Source organism: Streptomyces sp. NPDC006385 (assembly GCF_040612485.1).
GTDB lineage: Bacteria > Actinomycetota > Actinomycetes > Streptomycetales > Streptomycetaceae > Streptomyces.
Window position 1 is genome coordinate 38,199 of record NZ_JBEXQG010000035.1, and the last position, 14,735, is coordinate 52,933.

The window sequence follows — 14,735 nt, forward strand, 5'->3', positions numbered from 1 at the left end:
GTCGTAGCCGCAGCCTTGCTGACCAATGTCGTACCCACCGGCGCCCGGTTTGTCACATCTGCTAGCAGATGTGACCCAGCGTTTCGGCATCTTTGACGCGCAGTAACGGTACGCCTGGCAGGCCAAACGCGTACACTACCGCCCTTTCACTCCGAACGCTAAATCCTTGTCGGGACCGGATTGCCCGCGTCGCTGATCGCCCGCCGCACCGGAACCCTCGCGAGCAGGGCGAATCCGATGACGAAGAAGGCCACGAGGGAGATGATCGCGTCTCGATAACTTCCGGTCAGCTGGTAGGTGAGCCCGAACAGCAGCGGCCCGAGCCAGCTCATGCCCCGGTCGCTCATCTCGTACGCCGAGAAGTATTCGGCCTCCTTCCCGGGCGGGACGAGATGGGAGAACAGGGACCGGGACAGGGCCTGGCTGCCGCCGAGGACCAGCCCGATGCCGGCCGCCAGGACGAAGAACCACACCGGCGCCCCGGCCGGGAGGAAGTACCCGGCGGCCAGCGTCAGCGTCCAGGCGACCAGTGAGCCGAGGATCGTCCGCTTCGCGCCGTAGGTCCTGGCCAGCCGCCCCATCGTGAGGGCCCCCGCCACCGCCAGCACCTGGACCAGCAGCACGGCCACGATGAGCGTGGACTGCCCGAGGCCCAGTTCCTTCGATCCGTAGATCGACGCCTGGGAGATCACGGTCTGGATGCCGTCGTTGTAGACGAGGTAGGCGAGGAGGAAGGCGAGGGTCAGCGGGTGGCGGCGCATGTCACGGATCGTCGCCGCGAGCTGCCGGAAACCGGGAGCGATCGGGTTCCCGGTCGCCTCGCCGCCCGTGCCGCCTGCCTCGGTGGAGGTTTTCGCGGGCCGGCGGTCGCGCAGCCGGCGCAGCGGGATGAGGGCGAAGGCGCCCCACCACACCCCGGCCGATGCCAGACAGATGCGGACGGCCGTGCTCTCCGAGACTGAGAAGGAGTCGTGCGCCAGGTACAGGACCAGGTTCACGATCAGCATCAGGGAGCCCGACGCGTAACCGAAGGCCCAGCCCCGGGAGGAGACCGCGTCACGCTCCTCGGGCGGGGCGATCTGCGGGAGGTAGGAGTTGTAGAGCATCATCGCGACCGACTGCGCCGCGTTCGCGACCACCAGCAGGACACCGCCGAGCAGATAGCGGTCGCCGCCCAGGAAGAACATGGCCGTGGTCGCCGTGGCCCCCACGTAGGCGGCTGTCGCGAGCAGGGGCTTCTTGCGGCCGGTGCGGTCGGCGGCCGCGCCGACCAGGGGCATCACCAGCACGGCCACGATGACCGACAGGGACACCGAGTACGGGAAGAAGGACCCCGCGCGCACCGGAATGCCCAGGGGGTGGACGAACCCCTCGGCGTCCGCCGCCTCCTCGGCGACCGACGTCAGATAGGGACCGAGGAACACCGTCAGCACGCTCGTCGAGTAGACGGAGCACGCCCAGTCGTAGAAGTACCAGCCGCGCTGCTCGCGCCGCCGCCCGGCGGCCTCGTCGTCCGCGTCCGTCCGCACGGTATCGGTGCCCACCCCGTGCCCTCACTTCCCCGTGAAGATCCCGCGCGAGGTCACGGAGGACCGCGACGGGTCAGGCCCAGACGCCCCGGTCCTCCATGACCTTGCGCAGTGTGTCGATGTGATCGGTCATGATGCCATCGACTCCCAGGTCCAGGAGCCGGTGCATCGACTCGGGATCATTGATCGTCCACACGTGCACCTGGAGGCCGCGCGCGTGGGCGGCCCGTACGAAGCGGTGGTCCACCACCTGGATCCCGGACTGCGCCTCGGGAACCTGGGCGGCGACCGCCGAGCGGCGCAGCGCGGCGGGCACTCCCCAGGAGCGCAGCCGCAGATTGAGCACGCCCCGGGTGCCGTACGACGTCGCCAGGCGCGGACCGGCCAGGCGCTGGGCGCGCACGACACGTGCCTCGGAGAAGGAGCCGACGCAGACGCGGTCCCAGGCGCCCGTGCGCTCGATCAGCTCCAGGAAGGGGTGGAGCGCCGGCTCCGCCTTGAGGTCGACGTTCCAGCGCACCTCGGGAAAGGTCTCCAGGAGCTCCTCGAAGAGGGGCACCGGCTCCTTGCCCGCCACGCGCGCGTGCCGTACATCGCCCCAGGGCAGGTCCGCGATCCGGCCCGCCCCGTCCGTCATCCGGTCCAGCGTCGCGTCGTGGAAGGCGACGAGCTTGCCGTCGCGCGTGGTGTGGACGTCGGTCTCGATGTACCGGTAGCCCAGTTCCGCCGCGCGTCGGAACTGCAGCACGGTGTTCTCCAGGCCGTCCGCGGCCCCACCCCGGTGGGCGAAGGGGATCGGGCCGGGGTGGTCGAGGTAGGGGTGGCGTATCCGCGTGGTGCTCACGGACGCAGTATCGCCCGCCGGGGTTGCCCGGTGGCAACGACCGTGCTGCCGTCGGATGCCGAGGGGAGGGCGAACACGCGCAGGAAGAACTGGGCGAGCGGGCCGATGGACAGCGCGTAGAGGACGGTGCCGGCGCCGACGGTGCCGCCCAGGGCGAAGCCGGTCACGACGACCGCGATCTCGACGGCCGTGCGCATCAGGCGGATCGAGCGGCCGGTGCGCCGGTGCAGGCCGGTCATCAGGCCGTCCCGGGGGCCGGGTCCGAAGCGGGCGGCGATGTAGAGGCCGGTGGCCACGCCGTTGAGCACGATGCCGGCCAGGAGGAGGGGGATCCGCACGGCCAGGGTGTGGGCCTCGGGAACCAGGGCGAGCGTGCCGTCCATGGCGATGCCGACCACGAAGACGTTGGAGACCGTGCCGAGGCCCGGGCGCTGGCGCAGCGGGATCCACAGGAGCAGCACGGCCGCGCCGACGACGATCGACACGACGCCGATCGTCAGTCCGGTGCGTGCGGCGAGACCTTGGTGCAGCACTCCCCAGGGTTCCAGGCCCAGGCCCGCCTCCACGAGCAGCGCCGAGCTCGCGCCGTACAGCGCGAGCCCGACGTAGAGCTGTGACAGCCGCCGTATGAGATGCCCCTGCGTGGACGACAAGACGTGCCCCCCTGTGGTGGTAGTGGCCTGACGCATGACACCCTGTGGCTTGGGAGGGAGCGTCCTCCATGGCCAATTCGCGGAAGGTGGACTGGAAAACATGGCGCAGTGGACTTCCGCGGTGGGTGCCGCGCAGCTCGCCCGGCTCCTCACCTCCCAGCAGGACCGCCCCGCAGGCCCCGGGAGCAAGCGCCCACCCGCCTACCGGGCCCTGGCCGACGGCATCCGGCTGCTCGTGCTGGAGGGCCGCGTCCCGGTCGCCGCGCGGCTGCCCGCCGAGCGTGAGCTGGCCCTCGCGCTGTCCGTGAGCCGCACCACGGTGGCCGCCGCGTACGAGGCGCTGCGCACCGAGGGGTTCCTGGAGTCGCGGCGCGGGGCCGGGAGCTGGACGGCCGTACCGGCCGGGAACCCGCTGCCCGCGCGCGGTCTGGAGCCCCTGCCGCCCGAGGCACTCGGCTCGATGATCGACCTGGGCTGCGCGGCGCTGCCCGCGCCCGAACCGTGGCTGACCCGCGCCGTCCAGGGCGCGCTGGAGGAGCTGCCGCCGTACGCCCACACGCACGGCGACTATCCGGCGGGACTGCCGGCACTGCGCTCGATGATCGCCGAGCGGTACACGGCGCGCGGGATTCCGACGATGCCCGAGCAGATCATGGTGACGACCGGAGCGATGGGCGCGATCGACGCCATCTGCCATCTCTTCGCGGGCCGCGGTGAGCGGATCGCGGTCGAGTCGCCGTCGTACGCCAACATCCTTCAACTGATGCGCGAGGCCGGCGCCCGGCTCGTGCCCGTCGCCATGGCGGAGGGTCTGACGGGCTGGGACATGGACCGGTGGCGGCAGGTGCTGCGGGACTCCGCGCCCCGGATCGCCTACGTGGTCGCCGACTTCCACAACCCGACCGGTGCGCTGGCCGACGACGACCAGCGGCGGCGACTGGTGGACGCGGCGCGATCGGCGGGAACCGTGCTCGTCGCCGACGAGACGATGAGCGAGCTGTGGCTCGACCCGGGTGTGGAGATGCCGCGGCAGGTGTGCGCCTTCGACCCCGCGGGGGCGACCGTCATCACCGTCGGCTCGGCCAGCAAGGCCTTCTGGGCGGGGATGCGGATCGGGTGGGTCAGGGCGGCTCCCGATGTGATCCGCAGCCTCGTCGCCGCGCGCGCGTACGCCGATCTGGGGACGCCTGTGGTGGAGCAGTTGGCCGTGAACTGGCTGTTCAGCACGGGAAATTGGGAGCAGGCGGTGGATGTGCGGCGTGGGCAGGCCCGGGAGAACCGGGACGCCCTCGTCGCGGCGGTGCGGCGGGAACTGCCCGGGTGGGAGTTCGAGGTGCCGCGGGGCGGGCTCACGCTGTGGGTGCGGACGGGCGGCCTGTCGGGGTCGCGGCTCGCGGAGGCGGGGGAGCGGGTGGGGGTCCGGGTGCCGTCCGGGCCTCGGTTCGGGGTGGACGGCGCCTTCGAGGGGTACGTGCGGTTGCCGTTCACCGTGGGGGGCGCGGTGGCGGAGGAGGCCGCGGTGAGGTTGGCCGCGGCGGCGCGGTTGGTGGAGAGCGGGGTCAGCGGGGGCAGCGACGCGGTGCGGCCGTTCGTGGCGTGACAGCGCCGGGCCTGCGGCAGTCGCCCGGCGCCGGCGACTACGACGTCTCGGCCACCACTGCCTCCGCCGGCACGGGCTCCGGTACCTGTTCCCTCTTCTCCAGTTCCGGCTTGGCCGGCGGCTCCGCCTCCATCGGCGTCGTCCGAGGCGGCAGCAGGTCCAGGACCGCCTGCCGGTGCGCGTCGCTGGTCGCGTCGTCGTACGGGTCCGGGGTCGCCGGTACCTGGAGGCGATGGACCGGCCCCGTGCCCAGGCGGGCGTAGCCGCGGCCGGGTGGGACGTCGGTGACCGGGGTGGTGTGCGGGGGAGCGCCCAGGACCGCCTCCAGGTGCTCCTTCGTCGCGGGGCCGAGCACGACACGCGCGCGTGTGTGCTGTCGCACCGCGTCACTCAGCGTGTCCATGGCGTCCCACTGGTCGGCCACGACGACCGTGACGCCGGCCGCGCGGCCGTGCCGGAGCGGAACCTGGAGCAGCGACTGGGGGTCCTTGCGGTCGTCCGCCGCGGCGAGGTGGGAGAACGCGGTCGGGCGGTCCAGGAGGATCCACAGCGGGCGCTTGGTGTCGTCCGGCGGCGGATTGCCCGCCTGGCGGGCGCGGTTGATGGCGATCAGACGCCGCTCGGTCTCCGTCGCCGCCCACTCCAGGCTGGCCAGCGCCCCGGCCAGCCCGCACTCGACCGCGAGGACGCCGTCGCGCCCGGTCAGGCAGGCGTACTCGCCGGTGCTGCCGCCCTCGACGATGACGACGTCACCGTACTGAAGGCCCTGAAGGGCGATGGAGCGCAGCAGGGTCGAGGTGCCGCTGCCGGGCTGGCCCATGACCAGCAGATGGGGCTCGGTGGAGCGGATGCCGGTGCGCCAGACGACCGGCGGTACGTCGCGCTGCTCCTCGCCGTGGGTGACGGGGAGCGTGCGCTGGACCTGGGTGGGGTCGGTGAAGCCGAGGACCGTCTCGCCGGGGGTCGTGACGAAGCGCTGGGCGGCGATGTCGGTGGGCAGCGGCGCCAGGGCGGTGACCGCGAGCTCGTTGCCCTCCTCGTCCCAGGCGAAGTGGTACTCCCGACCGCGGCCGGACTTGGCGGTCAGCAGATGCTCGATCCGCGCTCGCGCCTGGGCCTCGCCGTCGGTGAAGTAGGCCGGGTAGCGGACCACGAGAGCGCTCACGCGTCCCGTGCCGTCGAACTCGTACTCCGGGAAGGCCTTCTCCCACGCGCCGCCGTGGGTGTACAGCGGTTCGGGGTCGTCGGCGGCGCAGAAGTACGGGACGAGCGCCTCGTACAGGGATCTCAGCCGCTCCGTCTGGGACTCGTCGGGTCCCTCGGGAGCCGTCGGCCTGCGTTCCCGGCCCTGCCAGGCTGCCGCCGCCATCAGCGTGATGACGGCGAGCAGCGGGCCGTACGGCACGAGCGCCACGACCAGGATCACCGAGGCCACCATGAACAGCAGCGGCCCGCGCCGGTCCTTCGGGGTGTCGGCCCACTTGCGCCGCCCGGCCGAGGCCAGCCGGCGCAAGCCCCGGGTGATCGTGATCAGCGGGTGGAGGACGTCAGAGGCACTGTCGGTCGCCGTCCGGGCCAGCTCCCGGCTCCGGGCGAACTGCGTCCGGGCCAGCTCCCGGCTCCGGGCGAACTGCTCGGTGCCTGTACTCAGGATGCGGGGGAGGGGGCGGCGGGCCACTGCTGTCTCCTACGGGTGGGTACGGGAGGGAGGGGCGGCGTCAGAACTGGATGCCGCCGAGGAGGCTCGCCAGGCTCTCGCCACCGGCCTTGATGCTCGGGGCGATCGCCGTGCTCGCCAGGTAGAAGCCGAACAGGGCCGAGATCAGGGCGTGCGACGCCTTCAGTCCGTCCTTGCGGAAGAAGATGAAGACGACGATGCCGAGCAGGACGACGCCTGAGATGGAGAGGATCATGTGAGTGCTCCTGGTTGGGTGGGGACAGTCACCATGAGTACTTCCAGGCTCACAGGATGTATCCATACGATAAAAGGTGCAACTGGGTGAAATCCGGCGGATTTCCTCCGGGTGGCGGAGTGTCCCGGGGCGGATGGGCTTGGGTCTTGGGTCCGACCGTGTCTGCGATGATCTTTGCCTCGGACGCATCGGGTCATGTGCGGCGCGAGCCAGTACCCTGGCGAATCACTCGTACGGTCGAGCACCGCTCGCAGGCCGTACCCGTGCTCCCCGCGGACCCAGAGCAGTCCCGAAGCAGTACCAGCGCAGTTCCCAGCAGTTTCCAGCAGTCCCCCGCAGTCCCGAGTACGTAGTGAGAGGCGGTCCGGCCGATGACCGAAGCCCCCGACCCCGAGGTCGTGGAGCTGGCGACCAAGATCTTCGATCTGGCCCGGCAGGGGCAGACCGAGGCGCTCGTGGCGTACGTCGACGCGGGCGTTCCGGCCAACCTCACCAATGACCGCGGCGACTCGCTCGTGATGCTCGCCGCCTACCACGGTCACGCCGACGCGGTGCGGGCCCTGCTCGAGCGGGGCGCCGAGGCCGACCGCGTCAACGACCGTGGCCAGACGCCACTCGCAGGGGCCGTCTTCAAGGGTGAGACGGAAGTGATCAAGGCCCTTGTGGAAGCCGGTGCCGACCCGGCCGCGGGCACCCCGTCGGCCGTCGACACCGCCCGGATGTTCGGCAGGACGGAACTGCTCGAACTGTTCGGCGCACACTGACCCGACCTATCTGACCAGCGAGAACACGGAAAACGGGGGAGGCGGTACAGGGCCGCCGAAATATCGGTCGCGGCAGATTGAAGTGCCGGGTCATCATGAGGTCGTGATTCACGGACGCGATGGCTGGGCAGGTGTTGCCGCACCGCGCGGACCGTGAGACACGGTCCGTACGGGCCACCTACGAGAGGCAGAGGAAGATGGTCTACAGCAAGCAGGAAACGGCGGGCGCCCCGACGTGTTGTCACGCGGCCAGGTAAAGCAAGATCCCGGTTGCGTCGACGCTTGATGTGAGGCTGTTTCCCATGTTCGAACCGGTCATAGCGCCCAGCGGCACGCTGCTCGGCCTGCTCCAGCGGGGCCGCGGCGACGGCACACTGCACGCGCTCACCGCCCCGCGCGCCGAGGCGCTCGCGGCCCTGAACCACTGCGTGCTGCGGGATCCCCGCCACGACTGGCAGGTGGAGAACCGCTCTCTGTACTACGCCCGTCTCTACCTCGACCTGAACGGCGAGCTGGATGAGATCGAGGCGCACCTCTTCGACGTCGAGGACGTCTTCGACACCGAGGAATCACGCACCGGGCTGGCCCTCGCCGTCCTGGGCCACCTCGCCTCCTACGGCCGACGGGACGCCCTCGAACTGCTGCGCAGGTACGCCGCCTCGGGCTCCAACTGGGCCTGGGCCCTGGACGAACTGGCGCTCAGGGACGACGACGCGGGGCTGCGCGCCCTCGCCGCGCCCGTCCTGGCGCGCTTCCCGGCCGATCCCGAGGGCGAGGCCGAGCTGGCCGCCGCCGTACGCGACGCTTTCGAGCCACGGCCGTGGCGGCTGTGGGCCGAGGATCCGCGCGAATCGATCGCCACGCGCGTGCGTGCCGCTCAGGAGACCGGCTGTTTCGACCGCTGGCAGCGGCAGCTGCGACCCACCGGGCCCCGTCCGGGGTGGAGTGTGCAGGCGGTCTTCGAGTGGGCCCAGCAGGGCATCGAGCGCGGTGCCGCCCTCCATGTGCCCGCCGCACGGTGCCTCACGGCCGTCGCGGGCCCCGAGGACCGGCCCGAGATCGTCGCCGCCGCCAAGGACGGCACCGACGGAGCCCGCTGCACCGCCCTGCGCTATCTCGCCGACAGCAACGATCCGGACGCCCTCGACCTGATCGAGGCGGCCGTGGTCACCGGATCACCGACCGTCGTGGAGGCCGCCGTCGACGCCTTCGAGCGCATGCGCAGCCTCGCCGCCGTCGACCGCGCGCGTGGCTGGGCCAGGCGTCCCGACGCGCTGGGCGCCGCCGCAGGACGCGTGCTCGCCTGCCGGGGCGGAGCCGAGGACAAGGACCTGGTGCTCGCGGCCCTACGGGAGGCCGTACGCGGCGAAGGCCCCGACGCGCCGACCCTGTGGACCCTCGTCGACGGCACCGGACGGCTCGGCATCGTCTGCGCCGCCCCCGTCCTGCGCCATATCTACCGCGAGACAGCCTCCTCCCATCTGCGGGGCCGCACCGCCCGCGCCCTCGCCGCCACCGACCCCTCCTTCGCGTCCGGGTTCGCCGTCGAGTGCCTCTGGGACTGCGAGGAGACCACCCGCGAGATCGCCGCCCGGCACGCCGAGACCGGCGACACCCGTGTCGTGGAGCGGCTGCGCCGGCTCGCCGCCGACCCGGCCGAGGAGGCCGAGGTCCAGACGGCCGTACGCAGCCGGATCGGGCCCGACACGACGGCCGGCTGACCATCAGGGCGGGGCGACTGACCGTTCGAGGCGGGGCGACCGGCTGTCGGAGCGGACATGTGACCGCGTTGTGAACGTCGGGGAGATCCGCCCGCCGGGTGAACGCCGAGTGACCTGCGGGTCAGGTGCGCATGGACGTGCTGTGACCCACTCGGGTGCGCAGCGCAACGCTCATGGGACGTTCCTCGTTCGGAAAGATCCCCGTTGACGCGGCCACGTCCGGCCCGGCGACAACACCGGTATGCGTGTCGTCATCGTGACCGAATCCTTTCCCCCCGATGTGAACGGCGTGGCCCACTGCGCGCTCCAGACCGCCCGACACCTCGTCGACCGCGGTCACGCTCCCCTCGTCGTCGCACCCGCCCCCGCGCCCGGACACAAGCTCGGCGCGCTGGCGCCGTGCCCTGTCGTCCATGTCCCCTCCCTTCCGCTCCCGGGCTATCCCCAGGTCCGCGTCGCCCTCCCCAGCCGGCGCCTCGCCGCGGCGATCATCGAGCACCGCGCCGACATCGTGCACCTGGCCAGCCCCTTCGTCCTCGGCGTCCGCGGCATGGCCGCCGCCGCCCGGCTCGGCGTCCCCGCCGTGGCCGTCTACCAGACCGACCTGGCCGGATACGCCCGCACCTACATGGGCGCCGGAGAGGCCGCGGCCTGGCGCCGCATACGCTCCGTGCACTCCGCCGCCGACCGTACGCTCGCCCCGTCCACCGCCTCCCAGCACGACCTGGAGACCCACGGAGTGCCCCGGGTGCACCTGTGGCGGCGCGGTGTCGACACCGCCCGCTTCCGGCCCGAGCTGCGCGACGAGGCGCTGCGCCGGGAACTCGCCCCGAACGGCGAGGTGATCGTCGGCTACGTCGGGCGGCTCGCCCCGGAGAAGCACATCGAGCTGCTCTCCGGCGTGTGCGCGATGCCGGGCGTGAAGGTCGTGATCGTCGGCGACGGGCCGAGTCAGCCCGGTCTCGTCGAGGCGCTGCCCGGCGCGGTCTTCCTGGGCCGTCGCGGCGGGGACGACCTCGCCCGGATCTTCGCCTCGCTCGACGTCTTCGCTCACACCGGCCCGTTCGAGACGTTCTGCCAGACCGTGCAGGAGGCGATGGCCAGCGGCGTGCCCGTCGTCGCGCCCGCCGCCGGCGGCCCGCTGGACCTGGTCGACCACGGCCGCACGGGTCTGCTGGTGCCGCCGCGCGACGCCGACGCCGTACGGGACGCCGTGCGGTCCCTGGTCGCCGACCCCGCGCTGCGGGCCGCGTACGGGGCCGCCGGACGGGCGATGGTCGAGGGCCGCACCTGGGCGGCCATCGGGGACCAGCTGATCGGGCACTACGAGGACGTGGTCGCCGCGCGCCGGGCGGTGGTGGCGGCATGACCGGCCTGCGTATCGTCCGGCTCGCGAACTTCGTCGCACCCGCCTCCGGCGGCCTGCGCACCGCGCTGCGCGAGCTCGGCAAGGGCTTCAAGGAGGCCGGACACGAGCCCGTGCTCATCGTGCCCGGCGACCGCGCGAGCGACCGGGAGACCGAACAGGGCCGCGTGATCACCCTGCCCGGCCCGCTGCTGCCCGGCACGGGCGGGTACCGCGTCCTCACCGACAAGCGGCGGGTGGCCCGGCTCCTGGAGGAGCTGGCCCCCGACCGCCTGGAGGTCTCCGACCGTACGACCCTGAGGTGGACCGGCAAATGGGCGCGGCGCGCCCGGGTCCCCGCCGTGATGGTCTCCCACGAGACGGCCGACGGTGTGCTGCGCACCTGGGGTCTGCCCGAGGCGGCGGCGCGGCGGGCGGCCGACGCGCTCAACGTCCGTACGGCGCACACGTACGCGCGCGTGGTGTGCACCACCGAGTTCGCCGAGCGGGAGTTCGTGCGCATCGGGGCGCGCAATGTCGTACGGGCGCCGCTGGGCGTCGATCTGGCGCAGCGGCGCCCCGAACTGCGCGACGCCGGGCTGCGCGAGCGGTACGCGCGCGTGGACGAGCGGTTGCTCGTGATGTGCACCCGGCTGTCCGTCGAGAAGCGGCCCGGCACCGGGCTCGACGCCCTGGAAGCGCTGCTGCGGCGCGGCCGGAAGGCGGTGCTGGTGGTGGCCGGGGACGGACCGCTGCGTGGCCGGCTCGAACAGCGGGCGCGTGAGCGGGCGTTGCCGGTGACCTTCCTCGGGCACGTCGCCGACCGGGAGCTGCTCGGCTCGCTCCAGGCCTCCGCCGACGTGTGCCTGGCGCCGGGGCCCGCCGAGACCTTCGGGCTGGCCGCCCTGGAGGCGATGGCGTGCGGGACGCCCGTGGCGGTGAGCACCTCGTCCGCGCTGCCGGAGGTCATCGGCTCCGCCGGGGCGGTCGCTCAGGACAACGGGGAGGCCTTCGCGGACGCCGTGGACATGCTGCTCGAACGCCCCGAGGCGGAGCGGCGCGAGGCGGCACGCGCGCGTGCGGAGTGCTTCGGGTGGAGCACGGCGGTGGACGCCTTCCTCGCCGCGCACGACGCGACGGTTCCCGGCCGGGACCGTGCGTTCCAGCCGGAGGGCGTGGCATGAGACCGGTGCGCTTCGTGGCCCTGGGCGACTCGCTGACCGAAGGGGTGGGGGATCCCGTTGGGAACGGGTGGCGCGGCTGGGCCGCCCTGCTCGCCGGCACGCTCGGCGAGCGGGCCGTGGACTTCACCAACCTCGCGGTGAGCGGCGCCCAGACACGCGACGTGCTGGAACGGCAGCTGCCCGCCGGGCTGGACCTGCGGCCCGACATCGCGTCCGTCGTCATCGGCGTCAACGACACGCTGCGCCGCACCTTCGACATCCACGCGGTCGCAGCGCGGCTCGACAAGGTGTACGCCGCGTTCAGCGCGCAGGGCACGGTGCTGCTCACGGCGTGCCTGCCCGATCCCGGCTCGATGCTCGGTCTTCCGGGCGCCTTGGCCCACCCGCTGGCCCGTCGTCAGCGGGCGGTCAACACGGTCGTCCACGCGCTGTCCGAGCGGTACGGGGCCGTGCATCTGCACGCGGCCGAGGGAGCATGGCTCACCGATCGCGCGATGTGGAGCGCGGACCGGTTGCACCCCGGGGAGCGCGGGCATCGGCAGTTGGCGCTGCGGTTCCATGGACTGCTGGCGCAGGCGGGCCTCGCGACGGGAGCCCCGCCGTCGCCCGAGCCCGAGTTCCCGCCGCCCACGAGGTCGGCCGGCCTGTGGTGGCTGGCGACCGCGGGCACCGCCTGGGTGATCCGGCGGTGCAACGACCTGTTGCCCCAACTGCTGCGCCTCGCGGCCGACGAGATGCGCCACCGCGCGCGCGGCACCAGCGCCCGGCTCGACCTGAGGGCCGCGCACGCGGTGTCGGCGGCGCTTGCGGGGCTGGCGGTGTCGGAGCAGCGGATGCGGCCGGATGCCGCGTGACGCTCCGCTGAGGAAGGAGCGGGTCAGCGCCGGTGGGCGAGGAGCGCGTCAGCGCCGGTGGGGAAGGAGCTGAGTCAGCGCCGGCGTATGGCGAGGAAGCGGACCGGAGTGCCCGGCACCGCTTGGGCCGCGGCCGGGAGATCGGCTGCGCGGACGACCGCGATCACCGGGTAGCCACCCGTCGTCGGGTGGTCGGCCAGGAAGACGACCGGGCGGCCGTCGGGCGGGACCTGGACCGCGCCCAGGACCATGCCCTCGCTGGGGAGTTCATGGGTGAGCGCCCGTTCCAGGGCGGGGCCTTCGGTGCGCAGTCCGATGCGGTTGCTCGCCGGGGACACGCTGTACGCGCGTGAGGTGAAGGCATCCACGGCCTCCGGCGTGAACCAGTCGTCGCGCGGCCCCAGCGTCACGCGCAGGACCAGTTCGGCCGGAGGCGCCGGCTGTGGGGCGACGTCCACGCGCGCGTGGAGCCGCGTCGGCCGGCCCAGGGGGAGCACCGTGCCGTCGGCGAGGGGCGGTGGGCCGAGGCCGGACAGCAGGTCCGTGGAGCGGCTGCCGAGGACCGGCTCGACGGCGATGCCGCCGGAGACGGCCACATAGCTGCGGACGCCGCAGACGGCAGGGCCGACGTCCAGGAGCGCACCGGCGGGCACCCGCACCGGAGCGCCCCAGGCGACCGGGTGCCCGGCCACCGTGACCCGGCAGGGCGCCCCGCCGACGGCCACGGTGACCGCCGAACGAGGCCGCACCGCGCAGCCGTTGAGGGTGGCCTCCAGTACGGCGGCCTCGGGGGCGTTGCCGACAAGACGGTTGACCAGCGCCGCCGCCGGCCCGTCCAGCGCACCCGAACGGGGTACGCCGAGGTGGGCGTGCCCGGGACGGCCGAGGTCCTGAACGGTGGTGAGCGCCCCGGCGCGTACGACGGCGAGCGCGCGGTCGGTCATGAGCTGCTCACCGGAACGAAGCGCACGCGCGTGCCCGGCGACAGCAGCGCGGCCGGCACGCGCGTGTGGTCCCACAGCACGGTGTGCGTGGTGCCGATCAGCTGCCAGCCACCTGGCGACGAGCGCGGGTACACGCCCGTGTACGGCCCGGCCAGCGCGACGGCTCCCGCCGGCACGGCCGTGCGCGGGGTGGCCCGGCGCGGGACGTCGTAGTGGGGCGGCAGCCCGGTGAGGTAGCCGAATCCGGGGGCGAAACCGCAGAAGGCGACGGTGAATTCGGTGGCCGCGTGGATCCGGGCCACCTCGTCGGGGGAGACGCCCCAGTGCCCGGCGACCTCGGCCAGGTCCGGGCCGTCGTAGCGCACCGGGAGTTCGACGACGTCACGCGCGCGTGGGGGAGCGGACGGCACCTCGGACGCGGTCAGGTCCGAGGCCAGGCGGGCCCGGTCGGCGAGGCCGTCGAGCAGGACCGTCCGGGCCGCGGGGACGATCTCGCGGACCGACAGCGAGCCCTCCGCGCGGCGCCGCAGCAGCTCCGCGTGCAGCGCCTGGGCCTCCTCGCCCGAGGACACCTCGACGAGCAGGGCGTCGTCGCCGACGGGCAGCGCCCTCATACGAAGGCCTCCACCCGGACACCCGACTGCTCCAGCCGTGCCCGTACCCGGCGGGCCAGCTCGACGGCGCCGGGGGTGTCCCCGTGCAGGCACAGGGAACGCGCGCGTACCTCGACCTGCGCCCCGGAGTGGGCGGTGACCACGCCCGAGCGGGCCAGGCCGACCGACCGTCGCACGACGGCCTCCGGGTCGGTGACCACGGCACCGTCCTGGCCGCGCGGCACGAGCGTGCCCTGCTCGGTGTACGCGCGGTCCGCGAACGCCTCCGTCACGGCCGGCAGCCCGGCCTTGGCGGCCAGGTCCAGCAGACGCGAGCCGGGCAGGCCGAGCACGGGCAGGGTGGCGTCCGCCCGTGCCGCGAGGAGCACGCCGTCGACGACCGCGCCGGCCTGCTCCTCGTCGTGCACGACGCGGTTGTAGAGGGCGCCGTGCGGCTTGACGTACGACACGCGCGTGCCCGCCGCCCGCGCGAAGACCTCCAGGGCGCCGATCTGGTAGGCCACCTCGGCCGTCAGCTCGGCGGGCGGCACGTCCATCGCGCGCCGCCCGAATCCCGCCAGGTCCCGGTAGGAGACCTGGGCACCGATCCGCACCCCGCGCTCGGCCGCCTGCTCGCACACCCGCCGCATGGTGGCCGCGTCGCCGGCGTGGAAGCCGCAGGCCACGTTGGCGCTCGTGACGACGGACAGCAGCCGTTCGTCGTCCGTGAGCCGCCAGCGGCCGAAGCCCTCGCCGAGGTCGGCGTTGAGATCGATCGAGGTCATGGTTCC

14 protein-coding genes are annotated in these 14,735 nt (G+C 73.2%); 6 read left to right on the forward strand and 8 right to left on the reverse strand.

Features of this window, described 5'->3' with window-relative positions:
- Positions 1 to 158: 158 nt before the first annotated feature.
- From ABZ078_RS25030 to ABZ078_RS25040, 3 genes are read right to left on the reverse strand one after another with little or no spacing between them, the layout of a single operon-like run.
- On the reverse strand, positions 159 to 1,544 hold the full coding sequence (locus tag ABZ078_RS25030; protein ID WP_356578593.1) for an MFS transporter: 1,386 nt from the start codon (positions 1,542 to 1,544) through the stop codon (positions 159 to 161).
- 58 nt (positions 1,545 to 1,602) lie between these two features.
- Positions 1,603 to 2,373: a glycerophosphodiester phosphodiesterase gene (locus ABZ078_RS25035; protein WP_356578595.1), complete on the reverse strand. Its 771-nt coding sequence runs from the start codon at positions 2,371 to 2,373 to the stop codon at positions 1,603 to 1,605.
- Positions 2,370 to 3,062 carry a hypothetical protein gene (locus ABZ078_RS25040; protein ID WP_356578597.1) on the reverse strand — a complete coding sequence of 231 codons (693 nt, stop codon included), beginning with the start codon at positions 3,060 to 3,062 and terminating at the stop codon, positions 2,370 to 2,372. The genes ABZ078_RS25035 and ABZ078_RS25040 overlap by 4 nt, the downstream gene beginning before the upstream one ends.
- 64 nt (positions 3,063 to 3,126) lie before the next feature.
- On the opposite strand from ABZ078_RS25040, the gene ABZ078_RS25045 reads away from it, so the two are divergent.
- Positions 3,127 to 4,626, forward strand: a complete 1,500-nt coding sequence (locus ABZ078_RS25045; protein ID WP_356578599.1) for a PLP-dependent aminotransferase family protein — start codon at positions 3,127 to 3,129, stop codon at positions 4,624 to 4,626.
- Positions 4,627 to 4,663: 37 nt separating this feature from the next.
- On the opposite strand, the gene ABZ078_RS25050 is transcribed toward ABZ078_RS25045, so the two are convergent.
- Positions 4,664 to 6,304: an ABC transporter ATP-binding protein gene (locus ABZ078_RS25050; protein ID WP_356578601.1), complete on the reverse strand. Its 1,641-nt coding sequence runs from the start codon at positions 6,302 to 6,304 to the stop codon at positions 4,664 to 4,666.
- Positions 6,305 to 6,344: 40 nt separating this feature from the next.
- Positions 6,345 to 6,539 carry a hypothetical protein gene (locus ABZ078_RS25055; protein WP_004002760.1) on the reverse strand — a complete coding sequence of 65 codons (195 nt, stop codon included), beginning with the start codon at positions 6,537 to 6,539 and terminating at the stop codon, positions 6,345 to 6,347.
- Positions 6,540 to 6,910: 371 nt separating this feature from the next.
- Between ABZ078_RS25055 and ABZ078_RS25060 the strand changes: the two genes are divergently transcribed.
- The 5 genes from ABZ078_RS25060 to ABZ078_RS25080 all read left to right on the forward strand — a co-directional run bounded on the left by ABZ078_RS25060 (position 6,911) and on the right by ABZ078_RS25080 (position 12,407).
- A complete protein-coding gene (locus ABZ078_RS25060) occupies positions 6,911 to 7,303 on the forward strand; it encodes an ankyrin repeat domain-containing protein (RefSeq protein ID WP_356578603.1) in 393 nt (130 codons plus the stop codon).
- Positions 7,304 to 7,605: 302 nt separating this feature from the next.
- Positions 7,606 to 9,024 (forward strand): HEAT repeat domain-containing protein, encoded by a 1,419-nt coding sequence (locus ABZ078_RS25065; RefSeq protein ID WP_356578605.1) that lies wholly within the window; start codon positions 7,606 to 7,608, stop codon positions 9,022 to 9,024.
- 241 nt (positions 9,025 to 9,265) lie between these two features.
- Complete coding sequence (locus ABZ078_RS25070; protein WP_356578607.1) at positions 9,266 to 10,393, forward strand: glycosyltransferase family 1 protein; 1,128 nt, start codon at positions 9,266 to 9,268, stop codon at positions 10,391 to 10,393.
- Positions 10,390 to 11,553, forward strand: coding sequence for a glycosyltransferase (locus ABZ078_RS25075; protein WP_356578609.1), 1,164 nt, complete (start codon positions 10,390 to 10,392; stop codon positions 11,551 to 11,553). The genes ABZ078_RS25070 and ABZ078_RS25075 overlap by 4 nt, the downstream gene beginning before the upstream one ends.
- Positions 11,550 to 12,407, forward strand: coding sequence for an SGNH/GDSL hydrolase family protein (locus ABZ078_RS25080; RefSeq protein WP_356578611.1), 858 nt, complete (start codon positions 11,550 to 11,552; stop codon positions 12,405 to 12,407). The genes ABZ078_RS25075 and ABZ078_RS25080 overlap by 4 nt, the downstream gene beginning before the upstream one ends.
- A gap of 74 nt (positions 12,408 to 12,481) precedes the next feature.
- Here ABZ078_RS25080 and ABZ078_RS25085 read toward each other — a convergent pair whose 3' ends face one another.
- The 3 genes from ABZ078_RS25085 to ABZ078_RS25095 are packed head-to-tail and all read right to left on the reverse strand — an operon-like array spanning position 12,482 to position 14,729.
- Entirely contained in the window at positions 12,482 to 13,351 is an 870-nt protein-coding gene (locus ABZ078_RS25085; protein WP_356578612.1) for a biotin-dependent carboxyltransferase family protein, read from the reverse strand.
- Positions 13,348 to 13,965 (reverse strand): allophanate hydrolase subunit 1, encoded by a 618-nt coding sequence (locus tag ABZ078_RS25090; RefSeq protein ID WP_356578614.1) that lies wholly within the window; start codon positions 13,963 to 13,965, stop codon positions 13,348 to 13,350. The genes ABZ078_RS25085 and ABZ078_RS25090 overlap by 4 nt, the downstream gene beginning before the upstream one ends.
- The gene (locus tag ABZ078_RS25095) at positions 13,962 to 14,729 is read right to left on the reverse strand and encodes a 5-oxoprolinase subunit PxpA (protein WP_356578616.1); all 768 of its coding nucleotides are present in this window, start codon (positions 14,727 to 14,729) and stop codon (positions 13,962 to 13,964) included. Before ABZ078_RS25095 ends, ABZ078_RS25090 begins: the two co-directional genes overlap by 4 nt.
- Between the last annotated feature and the right edge of the window lie 6 nt (positions 14,730 to 14,735).